Annotated in this window: 13 protein-coding genes; 8 read left to right on the top strand and 5 right to left on the bottom strand. The window is 48.7% G+C overall.

Features of this window, described 5'->3' with window-relative positions; genetic code table 11:
• Positions 1-17 precede the first annotated feature (17 nt).
• From AB1757_18000 to AB1757_17990, 3 genes are read left to right on the top strand one after another with little or no spacing between them, the layout of a single operon-like run.
• Positions 18-578: a Uma2 family endonuclease gene (locus AB1757_18000; GenBank protein MEW6128936.1), complete on the top strand. Its 561-nt coding sequence runs from the start codon at positions 18-20 to the stop codon at positions 576-578.
• A gap of 46 nt (positions 579-624) precedes the next feature.
• The gene (locus AB1757_17995; protein ID MEW6128935.1) at positions 625-1395 is read left to right on the top strand and encodes a hypothetical protein; all 771 of its coding nucleotides are present in this window, start codon (positions 625-627) and stop codon (positions 1393-1395) included.
• A gap of 27 nt (positions 1396-1422) precedes the next feature.
• On the top strand, positions 1423-1704 hold the full coding sequence (locus AB1757_17990; protein ID MEW6128934.1) for a hypothetical protein: 282 nt from the start codon (positions 1423-1425) through the stop codon (positions 1702-1704).
• Between the two features lie 60 nt (positions 1705-1764).
• On the opposite strand, the gene AB1757_17985 is transcribed toward AB1757_17990, so the two are convergent.
• Genes AB1757_17985 through AB1757_17975 form a run of 3 tightly spaced genes read right to left on the bottom strand, consistent with a single transcriptional unit; the run spans position 1765 to position 5665 of the window.
• Positions 1765-3576, bottom strand: coding sequence for a chloride channel protein (locus AB1757_17985; protein ID MEW6128933.1), 1812 nt, complete (start codon positions 3574-3576; stop codon positions 1765-1767).
• Between the two features lie 30 nt (positions 3577-3606).
• Entirely contained in the window at positions 3607-4455 is an 849-nt protein-coding gene (locus AB1757_17980) for a BON domain-containing protein (GenBank protein MEW6128932.1), read from the bottom strand.
• Positions 4456-4507: 52 nt separating this feature from the next.
• Positions 4508-5665: an N-acetyltransferase gene (locus AB1757_17975; GenBank protein ID MEW6128931.1), complete on the bottom strand. Its 1158-nt coding sequence runs from the start codon at positions 5663-5665 to the stop codon at positions 4508-4510.
• 209 nt (positions 5666-5874) lie between these two features.
• Here AB1757_17975 and AB1757_17970 point away from each other — a divergent pair, with 209 nt between their 5' ends.
• A complete protein-coding gene (locus AB1757_17970) occupies positions 5875-6132 on the top strand; it encodes a hypothetical protein (protein MEW6128930.1) in 258 nt (85 codons plus the stop codon).
• Between the two features lie 48 nt (positions 6133-6180).
• Here the strand turns inward: AB1757_17970 and AB1757_17965 are convergent, their stop codons facing one another.
• Together AB1757_17965 and AB1757_17960 are read right to left on the bottom strand one after the other, a co-directional pair.
• Entirely contained in the window at positions 6181-7872 is a 1692-nt protein-coding gene (locus tag AB1757_17965) for a carboxypeptidase-like regulatory domain-containing protein (GenBank protein MEW6128929.1), read from the bottom strand.
• Positions 7873-7918: 46 nt separating this feature from the next.
• Positions 7919-11137 (bottom strand): PD-(D/E)XK nuclease family protein, encoded by a 3219-nt coding sequence (locus tag AB1757_17960; GenBank protein MEW6128928.1) that lies wholly within the window; start codon positions 11135-11137, stop codon positions 7919-7921.
• Between the two features lie 432 nt (positions 11138-11569).
• Here AB1757_17960 and AB1757_17955 point away from each other — a divergent pair, with 432 nt between their 5' ends.
• The 4 genes from AB1757_17955 (at position 11570) to AB1757_17940 (ending at position 16808) form a co-directional block, all read left to right on the top strand.
• On the top strand, positions 11570-13993 hold the full coding sequence (locus AB1757_17955; GenBank protein ID MEW6128927.1) for an endonuclease MutS2: 2424 nt from the start codon (positions 11570-11572) through the stop codon (positions 13991-13993).
• 135 nt (positions 13994-14128) lie between these two features.
• Positions 14129-14986, top strand: a complete 858-nt coding sequence (locus AB1757_17950; GenBank protein MEW6128926.1) for an N-acetylmuramidase family protein — start codon at positions 14129-14131, stop codon at positions 14984-14986.
• Positions 14987-15135: 149 nt separating this feature from the next.
• A complete protein-coding gene (locus AB1757_17945; protein ID MEW6128925.1) occupies positions 15136-15825 on the top strand; it encodes a queuosine precursor transporter in 690 nt (229 codons plus the stop codon).
• A gap of 20 nt (positions 15826-15845) precedes the next feature.
• A complete protein-coding gene (locus AB1757_17940; protein ID MEW6128924.1) occupies positions 15846-16808 on the top strand; it encodes a hypothetical protein in 963 nt (320 codons plus the stop codon).
• Positions 16809-17476: the final 668 nt, after the last annotated feature.

The following is a 17476-nucleotide window of genomic DNA, read 5'->3' as shown; positions in this document are numbered from 1 at the left end:
CAAATAAGGGAGAAGTTATGAGCACAGTCATTCACTGGACGACAAAAGACCTTGAGACACTGCCTGACGACGGCACTCGTTATGAGATTGTCGAAGGAGAATTGCTAATGACCAGAGCGCCGAATTTTGAACATCAACATGTGTGCGGAAAACTCTATTCCCAACTACTAACCTGGAGTGAACGAACGAAAGCTGGCGAACCCTATTTAACTCCAGGCTTAATTTTTGCCGATGATGACAATGTCATTCCCGATTTAATCTGGATGAGTAAAGCAAGATTGGTTGATGCGCTCGACGATGCCGGTCATTTTATCGTTGCGCCCGAACTGGTCATTGAAGTTCTCTCATACGGCGCAGATGATGAACGCCGCGACCGGGTCATCAAACTCGCCCTTTATTCCAAATACGGCGTGCAGGATTATTGGATTGTCGATTGGCGCAATCGCAAGATTGAAATTTATCGAAGGGCGAATGAAGGTTTAAACTTTCATTCCGTTCTCAACCAAACCGACACGCTGACATCGCCTCTGCTGCCGGAATTTCAATGTCGTGTCGGAGCCATCTTTGAACATATTTGAGGAAAACCTGTTGCGTTAAGCATTTCAAATGCGAGTAGCGGAAATCATGAAAAAGAGCCTGACCCCCATTTTAATTTTCTGTTTACTGTTTGCGTCAAATACCCTGGCGCAAAAGAAAAAAGTTCCTGCTAAAAAATCTTCAACCAAACGAGTAGCGGCGCAACCCGTTGCCACTCCAACTTCTGCGGTATCAGCAGCCCGCGTCATTGGCTCTACCGTAAGCATCACCACCAAAGATGGCAATAAACTTGCAGGCACACTTTTAGACCTGAGCGCCTATAGCCTGCGCCTCAAAGCCGATGCCCTGGAATCCGTCATTGCACTTGAAACAGTGGCGGCGATTACCTTCGACCCAACGGTTACGACACAACCGGAAATGCCACCGGTCAGTGAAGCCTTCATTAAAAATTTCAATGCGGCTTTAACCGCCTGTCAAAACATGGCATCGGAAACCAGGAGCGGTTCCGATTACACAGACTATGGCAAACAACTGACGACGTTGCGCCGCAGCCTCGAAAATTTTGTATTGAGATTCAGCGCCTCGGAAAATGCCAGAGAAGCGCAGATTGCGTCGCTGCTCTCAGGCGCGCTCATTGATTACACCTGGGCGCGAACCATCTGGACGTTGAAACTGGGTGGTGATGGAACGATTGGCGAGTCGGACAGTCCGTTGATGGCGGACACTTTTGCGACTTATCCCGATTTGCGTGCCACGACCGCTTCGGGCACACGCTTTTCAGCGGATAAGTTAATCGGTAGCCTTTGGAAACGCGCTAGTGATAAAGTTGAACGTGCACGTACTATGGTTAATCGATAAGCGATTTTTAGAAAATGGAGTTTGGATATGATTTGTCACGCTTGCGGCACAGAAAGACAACGGCAAGGAAAAATTATGCGCGCGGAAGTATGCAGTGCATGCGATTCGGATATGCACTGTTGTTATAACTGCGCGAATTTCGATGAATCGGCACATAACAAATGTCGAGACCCTCAGGCAGATTGGGTTCCCGACCGCGAAAAAGCCAATTTCTGCGATTTTTTCATGCCTAATAGTTATTCAAGTAAACAACGAACCGGCGAGTTGGATAAAGCTCGACTGGATTTTCAAAACCTGTTCAAAAAATAATCCATACCCCTTCTTCCTAAATGAAAAGGCATCGCAAATTAAGCGATGCCTTTTTTTATTTCACAAATTCACCGGGCGAATGGTGTCATCCGGGTCGAGCATATATTTGCTCGAAGCGAGTCTTGCCTGCGCCCGCGCCACATCTCTCAACGTAATAATGCCGAGCAGCCGGGTGTCATCGGCGCGCGACACCACCGGCAGTTGCGAGAGTTCGCGTTGCGCGAGTTTTAAAATCACCGTATCCAACGTCTGGTCGGGATGCGCGTGAACGACTTTATGAACCATCACCGATGAAATCAAGGCTTTCTCTCTGCCTTCGGCTTCGGCGCGTTTCAAATCATTGGTGGTGACGAGTCCCACCATCTTCCCCTGTTTCAATACCGGATAACCATGAAAATCCAAGCGCCCGACCAAATCCCTGGCTTCCGAAACACTGATGTCATCGGGCAAGGTGACAACGTTTTCGGTCATCACGGTTGCTGCGGTTATTCGTGAGAGCGCATCCGTCGTCTTGGTTGTATGTCCGAGATGCGTGCCATCTTGAAACATAAACGCTTCATAAATACTTAATGGTGAAATTCGTTGCGCGACCAGATAGGCAATCGCATTGGCAATCATCACCGATAGAATAATCTCGTAGTTATAGGTCATCTCGAAGATGAGCAATATCGAAGTCATCGGCACACGAATGACCGCCGCAAACATCGCGCCCATTCCGACCAATGCAAATGCGCCTCTGGCAATTTCCGCCGACGGGTTCATGTAATAAACCAGATGCCACATCGCCGTGCCGAGCAAGCCGCCAACAAACATCGAAGGACCCAAAACCCCGCCGGACATTCCCGACCCGTAACTGAACGAAGCAGTCAGGGCTTTCGCAAGCATCAAAGCGAGTACGCCTTTGATTAACAGGTTATCCTGAGCGCGTAAAATTTCACCGAGATAGTCATAGCCCAACCCCAGCGCATTCGGTTGCCATAAACCAATCGCCCCGATAATCGCGCCCCCAAGCGCAGGCTTTGACCAGATGGGAATGTTAATCCGGTCGCGAAAAAACATTCTCAGAAAAAGAATCATCTTGGTGAAAATCACCCCAACTACACCTGCCGCCACGCCGAGCGCGGCATAAGCCAGAAGTTCCAATGGGCGATTCAAGGCATAGACATTCGCGCCCGAAAACAACGGATGGACGCCGAGTATCCAGCGTTCAATCGTCGAAGCGATAACCGCCGCGATGACGATTGACGCTGCAAGTTTCTGGTTGAGATCGCCGATGATTTCTTCAATCGCAAAGGTCACTGCCGCAAGCGGCGCATTGAATGCCGCCGCGAGCGCCGCCGCCGAAGCCACAGGGGTTTGATTCATCTGTATGCGACGCGGCACCGAAAAGAGGCGCGAAATCGCATTCGAGATGGCTGCACAGATTTGCACCGTCGGACCTTCGCGTCCAAGTGATGCGCCAGACCCTACGCATAACGCAGAAATCACCGCTTTCCATGTTGAGCCACGCAACGGCACCCGCCCGTACTCCATCGTGTAAGCGACCTTGACTTGCGGAATACCGCTGCCCCGCGCATTCGGCGCAAAGTAATGCAACAGAATTCCGGCAATCAATCCGCCGCCGGTCGTCACCAGTAAAATCCAGACGATGCGCGAGGTGCCTTGAACGCTTAAAGCGCGTTCGATGAGATTGGCTGACACCAGACGAATAAGAAAGTGATACAAAACGGCTGTGAGTCCGCAGGCGACGGCAATGGTTATGGTGAGCAGAAAATATTTTTGATTAGCCGGTAAGCGTAGGGATTGAAAGATGCGCGTTGCGCCGAGTTCGATTTGATACCATTTTTTTGTGCGTTCCGCTCGTTGTGCCATTTTACTCTGTGCGAAATACAACTACATCATTCACGGTTTTGTGGGCGCGGATTTCGATGGCGCGCTTCGTTGCGCAGTCGCAGACACCGTCAGTTCATTGATGACCTTCACCACGCCGGGCGTCGATTGCGCGATTTTCTCTGCCAGTATTTTTTCAGCCATCGAGCGCACGCTGCCCGCAAGTGTCACGCTGTTGCCGCTGGCGTTGATTTTCATGGTCAAGGTATCAAATGCGCCTGTGCGATAGAGTTCAAATTCAATCTGCTTGGCTAAATCGGCGGTCGTTGGTTGCGTCGTGGGTGGTACAGGTTCAGAGACCGCTTGCGGATTGGTCACTTTCAATTCATTGGCAATCGCCGCCACTCCGTCAACCGCTCGCGCAGCCTGTTCCGCACCGTTGCGTTGAGTTTGGGTTTCGACGCTTCCGCTAAGTGTCACCGTGCGATTTTCAACTTTTACGTCGATCGGCTTGCCGCCGAGTTCGGGACTTTTGGCAAAGGATTCCAAAATCGCGGCGCGAATTTCCAAATCGGCAACGTGCGCGTTTTCCGAAGCCGGTTGCACATCGGGGTCAACCGCGATGTTGTTTTGAACTTCTCTGACGCCTTTGGTATCGCGGGCGATTTCACCCGCGAGATTTTTCAAACCTTCGGAGGGCAACTGTCCGGTCAGCGTGACGACACCATCGGCGGTTGCGACATCGAAATTATAACCGGACATGCGTTTCGACATTGCGAATGCGGCTTTGACGCGATTGGTAGTGGCTTCGTCTTCGGAAGAAGCGAAAAGGGCAGGTCGTTTGAATCCATATTTATAAACATAAAATCCGCCGCCCGCGACAATCAGCACAAGGAGAAGAACCAATATTCTTTTCGCCATAGTGAAATCCTCTTTCTGCTGGCAAAAATCATAGCACAAGCGACGATTGAATCTAATCGCCGATGGATTTCTCGTAAATCCGATAGACCTTGGCGATTTTGCCGCCGATGAGTTCCGCCGAGCGGTTCATCATCAGATTGTTTTCCAATATCCAACTCATCTCGCCTTTCGGATACTTGCCGACTTGCGCGGCGTGTTTATAAATCTCATCGTAAAACACTGCGGCGATGCCGAGGTTTTGATGGTCTTTCACTACCCCCATCGTCACAATGCGAATGAAATCAATTTTGCGCGAATGCCACAGCAGTTTGATGAGTCCAAAAGGTAACAACCTTCCATCGGTCACTTTTTTTAAAGCGAGGTTGATGTCCGGGATGGCTAAAAAAAAGGCGATGGGGGTTGAGGTCTTGCCGTCTTCGCTCAACTGTTCGGCAACAAACACCACCTGCGAATCAACAATCTGTTTGAGGTCTTTGGCGATGTGTTGAAATTCATCATCGCTTACCGGCACAAATCCCCAGTTGTTGCTCCAGGCATCGTTATAAATGCGCCGCACGGTTTCGACTTCGCTGGCAAATTTTTTCAAATCGATGGTGCGAACCTTGATGCGGTATTTATTTTTCAAGCGCTCGGCGACGCGACCGAGCTTTTCCGAATAATTAAAGGTTTCAAGGCTGATGTCATAAGCCATCAAATCCATCGCTTTGGTGAAACCGTATTGCTCAAAAAGCGCCGCGTAATAGTCAAAGTTATAGGGCATCATCACGGTAGGCGAACTATCAAACCCTTGTACCAGCAGAGCGCATTCATAATTGGTCGAGGGGTTGAAGGGTCCGCGCATCACCGTCATGCCGCGTTCGCGAAGCCAGTGTCGCGCCGCGTCAAAGAGCGCCTGCGCGGTGACGAAATTATTTTCACATTCAAAAAATCCGAAATGCCCTGCCTGTTCGTGATGAAATTGATTGGCTGCGTGATTGACAATTGCCATAATCCGCCCGACCGGTTTTTCATTGCGAAAGGCAAGAAACAGTTCAACATCGGCAGCTTTGTAGAAGGGATGTTTTTGGATGTTGAGAATATCTTTTTGCGCCATTCTGAGTGGCGGCACCCAGTATGGGTGATGTTTATAAAGTTGGTAAGGTAGGTCTAAAAACTGATGATGCGCTTTTGCCGATTCAACCAGGCGAACCGTAATTTGATTTTCAGCCATTCGATTTTCGCTTTGCGGTTTTGAATTTGGGAATGCGGATTGTACCCATAAAAATTGCCGCTGACAAAGTGTGAGCGCAGGAAAAAGTCGAATTCGTGGCGCTCATTTGCTGAGGGTTTCTGATTTCGTCTAAGATTGAAATCGCCCCGTCGTTTGGGGAGTTGACTGAATTGGCAAAGGTGAACGGGAACCGGCAAGGAGGAAAGGCGATGAGCCAGGAAATGCAGAACATCATTATCTTGTTAGCGATATTTGGAGCCATCGGCATCTTGTCACTGGTTCTCATTACGATTTTCGTTCGCCGCATTCGGACGACGATTGAAACCCGCAAACAAGTGCGCGAAGATGAGCGTTTTCGCGAACTCTCAGAACCTTTCCCGTCAGTGATTGACCGCCCATACGAACCTGAAGCAACTCCCGAAGAGCCGCAACCGCGCATATCTGAAAGCCAGGATTTGCGTGGATAGATAGAGAAACTTTCGTTCTGCGGGAATGAATAATTCAGCCTCGCATCATCAAGACTTTTTCAATTTGCTTAAATCAATGGTAAACAAAACCGGGACTTGGGAATCGCTCGTGACTTTGACGGTTTTCGGTTCGGAGCGAAAGCCTTTCCTATCATAGATTGATAATGTGTAATCACCGGGTTCCAATCCGTCAATAAAAAATTTCCCGTTTGAATCAATATCGCGGCTGGTTCCCGCTTCAAGAATACGCTCAGTTTTCCACTTAATAGCGACACCCAATTGAGGCTTTTTAGAAGGCAATTCCCCTACATATTCGACCTGCCCTTTGATTACGCCACTTTTATATTTGAGAACTAAGCGAACATCAGTTAATGAATCCTCGCCCAATTCAACAACCCAATCGTCTGGGCGTGAAAACGGGCTGTCTTTTACTTCATTTGTATGCTTTGCGTTTGGGTGTTCGATGCGAAGTAAATCAAATAGGCGACTGAAAAGCCAAAATTCTATCGAGCCTTTTGGCAGACCATTAATCAAAAAGGTTCCATCATGTAGGAAATGGATTTTCCTTAATCCGGGAATGGTTCTGCTAACCGCCCGGAATTCATTTTGGGCTAATATTTCTAATGCTCGCTCACGGCTGCCGCCTTCGATAACAAGTGAGCCTTGAATCGTCATTCCGCGACTTACTCTGATTGTAATTCCGGTAATATCTTTATCCTTAACTGTAAAATCAACTCTATCGCTTACCAGTTCGGAATCTTCTTCAAATCCAGCGCTTGCATAAAACCGGCATTCGAGCAATCCATCAATTTCAAAATTTCCAACCTCATCGGTTTCAGCCATATCACCCGAGCCAGCTTCTCCATCTCTCAGATTCCCAATGTAAACCTGACCTTTCTTCAACGGTTCGCCGGTCTTTTCATCAATCACTTTGCCGCTGACGGTATAGGCGCGAAATCCTTTATTCAACATTTTAATATTAATGTCGCGAAGTTCACTTTCCTCATTGAGAGTTATGACTTTGGCTTTTGAACTATCTGTCACATTGCCATAAAAGGTTTGTGCAAAATAGCGATTGCGAATCACTCTATTAAAAGGGAAATGATCTCCGCCCATCGGGCTTCTTTTTTGCCTTTTTATTTTCGCTATATCATCGCCCACCGCTATGAGGTAACGACCCGGCGGCACGCTATGAAGGCGATAATTTCCCTGTGCGTCAGTTTTGTCATCGTTATTGTTTAACCAGAAGACTTCATCATCAATTTCGTCATTGGTAATTTGAAATAATTCAACCCGCTCATCTGCTATTGGTTTGCCATCAACATCAACCACTCGCCCGGAAATTACACAACCGCGAATCAAATCGAAACTGGCTTTATCAAATTTTTCTCCACTGACGAGCGCGACTTTTTTTCCTACCCCTTCATCATCGTACTCACCCTTAATAATGTATTCTGGAGCTAATATTTTTACCCAGTAAGTTTTCGATTCAAGATTATTAAACTGATAATCCCCCTTTTCATCGGTCACCGTTTTAGTCATCTCATTAATCGGAAAGACATCATAAACACTTAAAGCAATTTCAATACCGGCGGTGGGCTTTCCTTTAATTGTAACGCGCCCGGAGATTGAACCCGAATCATCTGGTCTTTTCTCCTTTGCAAAAGAATCACTGTTTTGCAAAAGGCTCATCAGAAAAATGACAAATACAAAAATCAGGAAGAATGGCACATTGCGCATCGTTGACCTCCTTTGCGGCTACATCAGGTTAAATGGTTCGGTTTAATTAATCTTCGTCTGCTGACGTCCCTAATGATTGTATACGACACATGGTTTCAAATTCGCACGGTGGACAACGATTTTGATTTGGCGCTATGGGAAATTCGGCGCGGCGAATGCTACTGACATAATCATTGATAAAGTCTTCGGCTTTTTCGACGACCTCTTTGACCGAGAGATTTTTTTTCGGGAGTTCCGAGCCTTTCTTACAACTCGTAATATGCAGATAATACCCGGCGGCGACCGCTTTATCAGGCAACAACACGCGGTCGGCAGCCATTAAATAAATCGGCAATTGCAGATTGCGTCCGGCTTCGGCTTCGCGGGCGCTCACCGGCGTGCGCGCGGTTTTGTAATCAATCACTACCAGTTCCCCGTCGCGTTCATCAATGCGGTCAATCTGCCCGCGAATTCGGATGTTGCCTGAAAGACTCCCAATGACCAGCGGCGGCTGTTTGCCGTAACCAAAGCGCTGTTCAAAGCGCACCGGCACCGCCGCGTTATCCGCGTTCCAATGCATTTCGGCGCGTAATAAATTGACCACGCGCTTTTTCATATCGGCTTTTTCAAATTCCCAGAGCGGTGTCTGTCTGACTTCGCCTTTTTCAAGCATTTCTGTGAGCACCGCTTCGCTCACCTGCTCAACGATTTCTGCGGCAGTCGCAAACGTTGCTTCCGAAAGCGCCATGCCCTGCTCTTTCAACATTCGATAGGCGCGTTCGAGAATTTCGTGATAGGCGGTTCCCAACCTATCAGGCGCAAAGCCCTCCCTGGGTTCATCGACCGGCGCGAGGCGCAATACATTGCGCGCAAAAAAGCGAAACGGACATAAACCATAATCATTAATTTTGCTGGCGCTGAACAGATAATCTTCATTGAACTGCTGTTGAATTTTCGCCGCCAGTTTTTCATTGGCGATGATGCCGCCATAAATGCCGCGCCCTAATCCAGCCAGTCGCAATCGTTCAATTTGCGATGCCCGCACCGTCGTCGTCCAACTTGTTAAACTCCCGGTTAAAAGCGTGGAGGCTGATTTGATGAGCGGATTTGGCGAAAGCGGTTTGTCGCTGTCCAACTGTTTACGCATCGCCAGGGCTGTGCGTTGGGCTAACTCTTCAAGCGATGCTGCCTCATCAAAACTTTTCGCATCGGCGGTTTCAATTTGCGAAAGACGAAGCTCCCGGGTTTCAGCGACCGCGCACACTTCATCGAGGAGATAGGATTTCAGCAATTCACCACCGGCAAAATCGGTTCGCGCATAACTCAAAAACAGGCGCTGCGTGGCGCGGGTCATCGCTTTATGAAATTGCGTCAGGTCGGCTCCGGCATCACTGGTGGTTTCGGTAAAATCAATCCCTGCGCGTCGCAGGTTCGCTTTTTCCAGCCGCGTGTAAGGCGCAGTTTCCGCAGATTTCTTAGGAAATTCGCCTTCGTTCAAACCAACAATAAAAATTGCCCGGTAGGTTCGCGGACGCAGATTGTGCGCTTCCTGAACAAGAATCGCGGGATGCCGGTTGTCCGGTCGGGCAAACGAAATTTGATTAATCGCCCGAAAGAAATCCGCAAAAAATAATTCCCGGCTGAGAATTTTTGCCGATTCGAGGGCGTCGCCTTGCGCCCGCTCACTGGCAAAGAAGTCAAGCAACGCCAGCAATCGCTGCAAAGCGAGGGCATCGACAACGGCGGACTTACCGAGTTGAATCCTCTCGGCAACCTGCAATTTAGTCAGCAGGTTTTTAATTCGTTGAGCATAGTTTTTTCTCTGCTCATTTTCAGGAAATGAAAGCGCCTGAAAAAACGCCTTCACTTGATTTGCCAGTGACGAACGCAAGGCAGGTTCAGGCAATTTATCGAATTCAACTATGTCGGCGTTTTCATCTTCGCCTGTTTTTTTTGCGGGCTTTTCAATCGCTTCAATCCATTGATTGTGCCCCTGCATCACACCTGCTTTAAGCGATAAATCATCCAACACATCGACACGTTCGCCCGTGAGTTCAAACGCCGAAAAATCGAAATAGGGCGAGCGCAGAGCGTCAATAACCAAGCGGCGGCGGAAGTGATTGATTTCGAGTTGCAACAGTTTGATCACTGCAATCACGCAAGGGTTTTCCGCAAGCGCGAGTTGGCAATCAAGCATCACCCGAATGCCGCATTCCGCGAAAATTCGTTCGCAATGATGGGCATAGGTTGCAAGCGAACGGCAAACGATGGTGATGTCTTCAAGAGCAAAATTATCTTCAATCGTCAGGCGTTTAATTTCACGGGCAACGGCGCGAACTTCTACACCGCGGTCGGGCGCTGAGATGATGTTAATCGGCTGCGACGCTTGCCCCGTTTCATCAAATGACTCGCCTGGCAAATCCGCGATTTGTTCCCGCATCAAGCGAGTTGCTGCTTGTGAAATTGAGGTTTCCGATGGCGAATCAAAATGAACAACCTCCGCACCCATATCAACAAACCGTTCCCACGTCGGTTTATGCCAGAGGTGAACCGCGCGGTCGGCTTCGTAAGTTAAACTGGCAACGGTTTCCACTCCGCAATGACCGAGCAACTCAAGCAAACGAATTTGTGTTGGCGTATAAAAATCAAAACCGTCACAAGCGACCAGCGGAAATTCGCTTTTGATTTTTTCTATCAACGATAGGTTCGCAGATGGGTTGGTTAAAAGCTTTTCCAGCGCCTTTACTGCCCGTACCCCTGCGCCTTCCGCATCAACCGCCGGCATTTGCTCAAGCGCCTTTTCATATTCGCCAAAAATCAACGCTACATCCTGAGCTTTTTTACTGGTAAGCCCGATGAGTTGGGTGAAGCGTTTGGCATCGGTATTACTGCGCCAGAGTTCATCAATAAAGGTTGCGAGCGAATCAATCAGCCCGGATTTGTGAGCGATGTTGTGGAAATAACTGAGGGCGTTTTGTTCGGCTAAACCGGCAACCACATTGCGCAATACTCTGTCGCGTTCAAGCGAGGTTAAATAATCGCGTTGTTCTTTGCACAATCCTAAAACTTTTTGAAAGAGGTTCGGAAAAGTAATGACCAGTGGTTTCGCTTTATCCGGTAAATTTTCTGAAATGACCGTCTGCAAGGCTTCATGAAATATATCCGCAGCCGCCGATGACGGAATAATGAGCAACGCGCTTTGCTGTTTGTCAGAGACACATTGAGCAATGCGCGAAAGTAGATTTCGCGTTTTACCGGAATTGGCGCTGCCTGTGAGTAATTTCATTTTGCTTTCAATTATAAGAAACCCGTTCTATCCGAACAAAACGATTATCAACGATTTATCATTGAAGGTTTTTGCGAAGAAAAATTCCATCATCCGTTGAATCGGCATCATCGCTCTACGAAATATCAACCGGCTAATCATCAATGGACATTCCCAGCAGATGTGGCGGATCAGCGCGGATTACCGGCGAACAAGCCCGTTGCTTACTTGTAAAGTCATCCGCAAAAATCCGTTTCATCCGCCTGATCCGGGAATAATATTTCAAACTGATTTGTGAACCCGTTGGTTTTCCATCAGTCCCCTGAAAATTCAGCAATCGCTTTCTAGGCAATTAAACAAATCTCGATTAACGCCGAACCTATAATCGAAACCAACCGGTTTAGCCTGTCCATCGCTGTTTGAATTCTTCTCGCTCAGGCATAATTACCCGGTATGAATGAACGCACTTTTAAAACGCTTGAACTCGAAGCGTTGCTTTCGCTTCTCGCAAGGCATGTGCAGACGCCGCTTGGACGCAATCGCGCGCTCACGCTTATGCCTTCGACTGACCGCAACTGGATTTCGCGTGAACTCAAACGCACCACCGAATGCGTGGATTATTTAACGACCGGCGGCGCATTCGGACTTGGCGAAGTGCGCGACCCGGAAAATTCGCTTACAACACTGCAAATCGGCGGCACCACGCTTGAACCACAGGAGATTCTCGCGCTCCAGAGTTTGATTGCCGTCGGTCTCGACCTGCACACCCAATTCAACAATGCGGAAATGAAAGCGCGTTACCCTGAACTTTGCACAATCGTCGCCAGTGTACCGGATTTGCGCAGAATGCTAAGTCAGATTCGCGGCAAGATTTTGCCGAACGGCGAAATTGATGACAACGCGAGTCCCGAACTGCGGCGCATTCGTCGCGAAATCAATGAACGCCGCAATCGCATCTATCGCAACCTCGAATCGTTGATGCACGACCGCGCTGCATCCGTACAGGATGAAATCGTCACCATTCGCAACGGGCGTTTTGTGATTCCGATTCGCACAGAATCACGCGGACAGGTGCCGGGCGTGATGCATGGGCTGTCATCAAGCGGACAGACTACCTATGTCGAACCCATCGCGGTCATCGAACAAAATAATGAAATGGTGCGATTGCGCGAACAGGAAGAGATAGAGATTTCGCAGATTCTCTTTCAAATCACCGAAACCCTGCGCGGCAATCTCTTGAGCATTCACGCCATCGTCGATGCCATCACCGAGATGGATTTCACCGCCGCAAAAGCGCGGCTTGCGCGTGAGTATCACTGCACGGAACCACAAATCAAAGACGGGCGCGGACTCAAATTAAAAGATGCGCGGCATATTTTGCTTGAACAAAATCTCAGAAAAACCGGCGGGCAAATCGTGCCGATTTCATTTGAGATGGATGAAGCGCATCTGACCTTTGTCATCAGCGGTCCCAATGCCGGCGGTAAAACCGTGGTAACGAAAACCACAGGGCTGATTGCCTTGATGGCGCAGATGGGTTTGCATGTCCCTGCAACTGAGGCTGCCATGCCGGTCTTTGAAAAAATTCTTGCAGACATTGGCGACCAGCAATCGATTGCCGCAAATCTCTCGACCTTCACCGCGCACATGAAAAATATTGCCGAGATGATGGAACTGGTTGCGCCGCCTGCGTTGATTTTGCTCGATGAAGTCGGCACCGGAACCGACCCCGACGAAGGCGCAGCGTTAGGCATCGCCATCGTCAACCATTTTCAACAGACGGGCGCGACGACGATTGCCACGACGCATTACAACCCATTGAAAGTTTGGGCTTCGCAAACCGAAGGCGTGTTGAACGCTTCGGTTGAGTTCGATGAAAAGACCTTGAAGCCAACCTATCGGCTCATCGTTGGCGTAGCGGGCGCGTCATCGGGATTGGAAATCGCTAAACGCATGAATTTACCTGCGGAAGTCATTCAAGCGGCGCAAGCCAACCTCGACCCGCTGCACACCCAGGCGAGCGATTATTTGAAGCAACTCAAGCTGCTGGTTGATGAACAGGAAGCCTTGCAAGGCGCGCTTGAAGAAGAACGCGAAGCCACTGCACAAAAATATGCGCGGCTTGATTTGGATTTTGCCAAACGCGAAACCGAACGCCGCAAAGCGTTCGAGCATCAACTGGCAGAAGTCATACGCCAGTTCAGCGAAGAGAGCGAAAAATACCTCAAGAGCATTCAAGACAAAGTGCTCGCTGCGCGTCTCAAGAAAGAAGCCGAAGCCCGCGCCGCAGACTTGCGCCGTTCGGCTGGCGTGAAAATTCGCAAACAGGCTGCATCCGGCGGAACCTCGCAAACTTCGACAACCTCATCGACTGAACCGGTCGTTGAACCGAGCGTATTTGAAACCGCCACCGAAGAGATTAATGAACGCGACCATGTGCGCATCAATTCGATTGGACAGGAAGGCGTGGTCGAAACCATCAACGACGGAACCTTTACGGTGCTGGTCGGTTCGCTCAGATTTCGCGCTAAACGCGATGAACTGAAATTAATCAAAGCCGCGCAACCGCCAAATAAAGCGACGGCGAAATTACCGAAAGGGGTGAGCGCCAACGTTCGCATTGACGAAAACTTCGCGCGCGAATTGAACATCATCGGACTGACAACCGATGAAGCCGAAGACCGCGTGGATAAATTTCTCGACGAAGCGTTTCTCTCAGGCGCAGACAGCGTGCGCATCGTTCACGGGCATGGCAAAGGCGCATTGCGACAGGCGGTAATGAATTTATTGAAAGGTCATACGCATGTGCAAAGTTTCGCTTTCGCGCCGCAAAACGAAGGCGGCACCGGCGCAACCATTGCCATTTTGAAAAAGTAAGGCAATCACTTTTTTTACCTTTCATCTTTTGTTCATCAGGGCAGTTGCAGTAATATTGCGACTGCCTGAAAGTTCAATCAACAGCCACAAATCCTTATTGGAAATCTCAGCATATCCGCAACCGGAGGTGTACACATGATTTCAATCAGTGGTTCAGTCGGCAGACTCGGCAACAATAACAAAGATGACGCAGTGATTGTTCAAGGCTTGCTCAATCAGAACCTGCCGATTCCTTACGCGCCGATTAAAGTTGATGGCGACCCGGGCAATAAAACCATCGGCTTGATTGAAGGCTTTCAACGCCTGACCATGAATTTTGCCAACCCCAGCGGCTTGATTGCTCCGAACAGCCGCGAATTTACCTTTCTCAGTCTCACCTGCACATTGCCTGCGGCAAGCGGCGGCAATGCGCTTGCCGAAAGTGATTTTGAAACCGCCGCTAAGACGTTGGGTTGTGAAGTCGCAGCCATCAAAGCGGTCAACGAAATCGAATCGGCAGGCAGCGGTTATTTCGCCAGCGGCAGACCGAAAATCCTTTTTGAAGCGCATATTTTTTCGCGATTAACCAAACACGCTTACGACAAATGCGCGCCCGATATATCGAGCAAAAGCTGGAACAAAAAACTCTACAAAGGCGGCGAGGCTGAATATGACCGGCTGGAAAAAGCCATGGCGCTTGACCGCGCGGCGGCTTTGCAATCGGCATCGTGGGGGCGTTTTCAGATTATGGGATTTCACTATGCCAAACTCGGTTATACAACGGTTGATGATTTCATTGTGGCGATGTATCAATCCGAGGGGCGACATCTGGAAGCCTTTGTTTCATTCATCAAAGCTGCCAATTTAACCAAATCGCTGACCGATAAAAACTGGGCGGATTTTGCGCGCGGTTATAACGGCGCGGGTTACGCGGAAAATCAATATGATACGAAATTAAAAAAAGCCTATGACAAATATGCGGCTGAAATTGCCAAAAGCGCGGCGAACAAATAAGGCGTGAAGCAAATATTTTGTTTGCCACCTGTGAAGCAAAACCGGTTTTTTACAATTTAACTTACGGCTCAACCCCTCAGATGCTTGCTCATCACGGCTGATTTCTTTTATATGTTTAACAGAACGTTACTGAGTGAAAGGATGAGTGGTTGAGCTTCAATAATCGGAAAGACCTGGTATACCTGCTTCTCGCGGGCTTTTTCGTAACCAATGCTTTGCTGGCGGAAATCCTCGGCGGCAAATTGATTCAAGTCGGGACCTATGTGATGAGCATGGGCGTCGTTCCCTGGCCTGTCGTTTTTTTAACCACCGATTTAATCAATGAATATTTCGGGCGCGATGGCGTCAGGCATTTAACCTTTATAACGGTCGGACTCATTTTGTTTGCCTTTGCCCTCATTTTTATTGCAATCAACATTCCGGCAGCGCCGGTTTCGCCGGTAAGCGATGAAGCGTTCAATCAAGTGCTTGGACAATCGCTGTGGATTATCGTCGGCAGCATCATTGCATTCATCATCAGTCAGCTTTTGGATGTTTTCGTATTCTGGCGCTTTCGCGACCAAACCGGCGGCAGGCATCTGTGGCTGAGGTCAACCGGCTCAACGATTTTCTCTCAGTTTGTTGATACGTTTGTCATCCTGGCAATTGCTTTCTGGTTGCCGGGCAAATTAAAGACTAGAGATTTTCTCGGACTCGCCTTCACCAATTATTCATATAAACTGCTGATTGCCGTTAGCCTCACCCCGCTGATTTATCTCACGCACCATTTGATTCACCGGTTCATCGGTGATAGAGAAGCTGACAGCTTAATCGAAGAAGCCGTCAAACTTTCGCATTAGCGATTTGAAAGGATGCAAAAATGGCAGCAAACGATTCCGATAAACCCGATGCAGGACTTGGCTCACAAAGCGACGAATATTCCGGCTGGAGCGGCAACGAAACCCATCCGAATGCGCCGCAAGGGGGCGGCGGACCTGGCAGAACCCGCAGCCCGCAACCGCTCGGCGCGACCCCGGATGTCAAAAAACCGATTGCGCCAAATTCGCCTGCCGGTCGTCAAGGCTTTGTCGCAGGCGACCTGCAATATGCCTCCGATTTGCCGAAAACCTTGATTTTGTTCACCAATCCGTTGGCTGAATATAGCGTTAATGAATTAAACGACGCTCTGTTTACGGTGTTTGGTGAGCAATCTGCGGAAATCGCCCCGGGGCTTACGGAAGAAGCCGAAGCCGTCGCGTCAACCATTCTCAACCGCAAAAGCTTGATTGAAAAAGCCCGCAAAAATTATCGCGATTTGCTGTCGCAAAGACTTCTGGAAAATGCCCGCGCGACGCGCGATGAAGCAACCAAAACTTATGAAGATTTAACCAAACAACCAAGCAAATATCAGAAAGAGATGGGCGCGGAAAAATATCAATCCGCAGTAAGCGCGGCTAAAGCGGCTTATGACCGGGCGACAGAAAATCTCGGCGCGGCGCAGAAAAAAATGAACCAGGCGTATTCCGAAAAGGTCACTGCCGAATCCTATCTTGGCGCAACCGCCAGAACCCGCGACCAGATTACCCTGTCCGACATTGTCAAAGCTTCCGGTCAATATCTCGGCTATGAAAAAGGCCACGGCGATTATCAAAACTTCGCGACACAAAATCCCAAAGATCAGGAACGCAATTTCAAGCGTTGGGAAGCTGCCAAAGATGCGCTCACGCGAATGGTGACCACGCCAATCAAACGCAAACCCTATATCGAATTTCGCTCGAATCGTCATGGTTCGCGCATTTTAGGGATCAACGAAGTTCGCATCGGCGGCAATGATTTCTGGTAAAAATTTAATTTGGCAAACTTCAAAAAACGATTTCCTTTCAAGTGCCACAAAGCCTTAAAGCCCGAAAAATTCTGGCGCTTTTTAACCATCGTTGGCGCTTTTCTTTGATCTGATGGGTTAATCAATCAAGGTGCAAAAATGGCTCACCGCTGAGTTCTCTCACCAGCAAACTTTTCAGACAGGAGTACCTTATGTCGCTAAAAAAGTTGATGTTGTTTTCAGCACTTTTATTGATTGGCTATTCTCTAACGGCACAGGCGCAGACTGCTCAATCCAAAGTTGATGTGAGTTTGGTTTTTACAGCTTGCCGGGGTTTATCCCTTCGCAGTTCGGAGGCGGCACAAGCCATAACGCTCAATATAGCGTCAGCGTAGGATTTCGTTTTTAAAGTAAAATCCGAAAAACGTCAAAATGAATCAACCTAATGCGCCAAGCTCAAACGAGCAACAGCGGCAGTGAGGTTTATTCGGGCTTTGGTGATATTCGTATGTGATTTGCCACGACTTATGGCATAGTCGCGTCTCAGCAAACTTGCAATACAGTCTTCACTCGCTTTGACCAACACTTCGGTTATAAATCATGCCGAGTTTTGCATTCATTGCTTGAATGTATGCAAATTTGCAGGTTTAATTTATATTCTCGTGTCAACGCACGCATTAAGAATCAAC

The sequence above is a fragment of the Acidobacteriota bacterium genome, assembly GCA_040754075.1.
In the GTDB taxonomy this organism is placed as follows: Bacteria; Acidobacteriota; Blastocatellia; order UBA7656; family UBA7656; genus JBFMDH01.
This window is presented reverse-complemented; position numbering and strand designations above follow the sequence as displayed.

Coding starts and splice junctions, on each gene's coding strand:
- AB1757_18000 (MEW6128936.1), top strand. CDS start 18: ATGAGCACAGTCATTCACTGGACGACAAAAGACCTTGAGACACTGCCT.
- AB1757_17995 (MEW6128935.1), top strand. CDS start 625: ATGAAAAAGAGCCTGACCCCCATTTTAATTTTCTGTTTACTGTTTGCG.
- AB1757_17990 (MEW6128934.1), top strand. CDS start 1,423: ATGATTTGTCACGCTTGCGGCACAGAAAGACAACGGCAAGGAAAAATT.
- AB1757_17985 (MEW6128933.1), bottom strand. CDS start 3,576: ATGGCACAACGAGCGGAACGCACAAAAAAATGGTATCAAATCGAACTC.
- AB1757_17980 (MEW6128932.1), bottom strand. CDS start 4,455: ATGGCGAAAAGAATATTGGTTCTTCTCCTTGTGCTGATTGTCGCGGGC.
- AB1757_17975 (MEW6128931.1), bottom strand. CDS start 5,665: ATGGCTGAAAATCAAATTACGGTTCGCCTGGTTGAATCGGCAAAAGCG.
- AB1757_17970 (MEW6128930.1), top strand. CDS start 5,875: ATGAGCCAGGAAATGCAGAACATCATTATCTTGTTAGCGATATTTGGA.
- AB1757_17965 (MEW6128929.1), bottom strand. CDS start 7,872: ATGCGCAATGTGCCATTCTTCCTGATTTTTGTATTTGTCATTTTTCTG.
- AB1757_17960 (MEW6128928.1), bottom strand. CDS start 11,137: ATGAAATTACTCACAGGCAGCGCCAATTCCGGTAAAACGCGAAATCTA.
- AB1757_17955 (MEW6128927.1), top strand. CDS start 11,570: ATGAATGAACGCACTTTTAAAACGCTTGAACTCGAAGCGTTGCTTTCG.
- AB1757_17950 (MEW6128926.1), top strand. CDS start 14,129: ATGATTTCAATCAGTGGTTCAGTCGGCAGACTCGGCAACAATAACAAA.
- AB1757_17940 (MEW6128924.1), top strand. CDS start 15,846: ATGGCAGCAAACGATTCCGATAAACCCGATGCAGGACTTGGCTCACAA.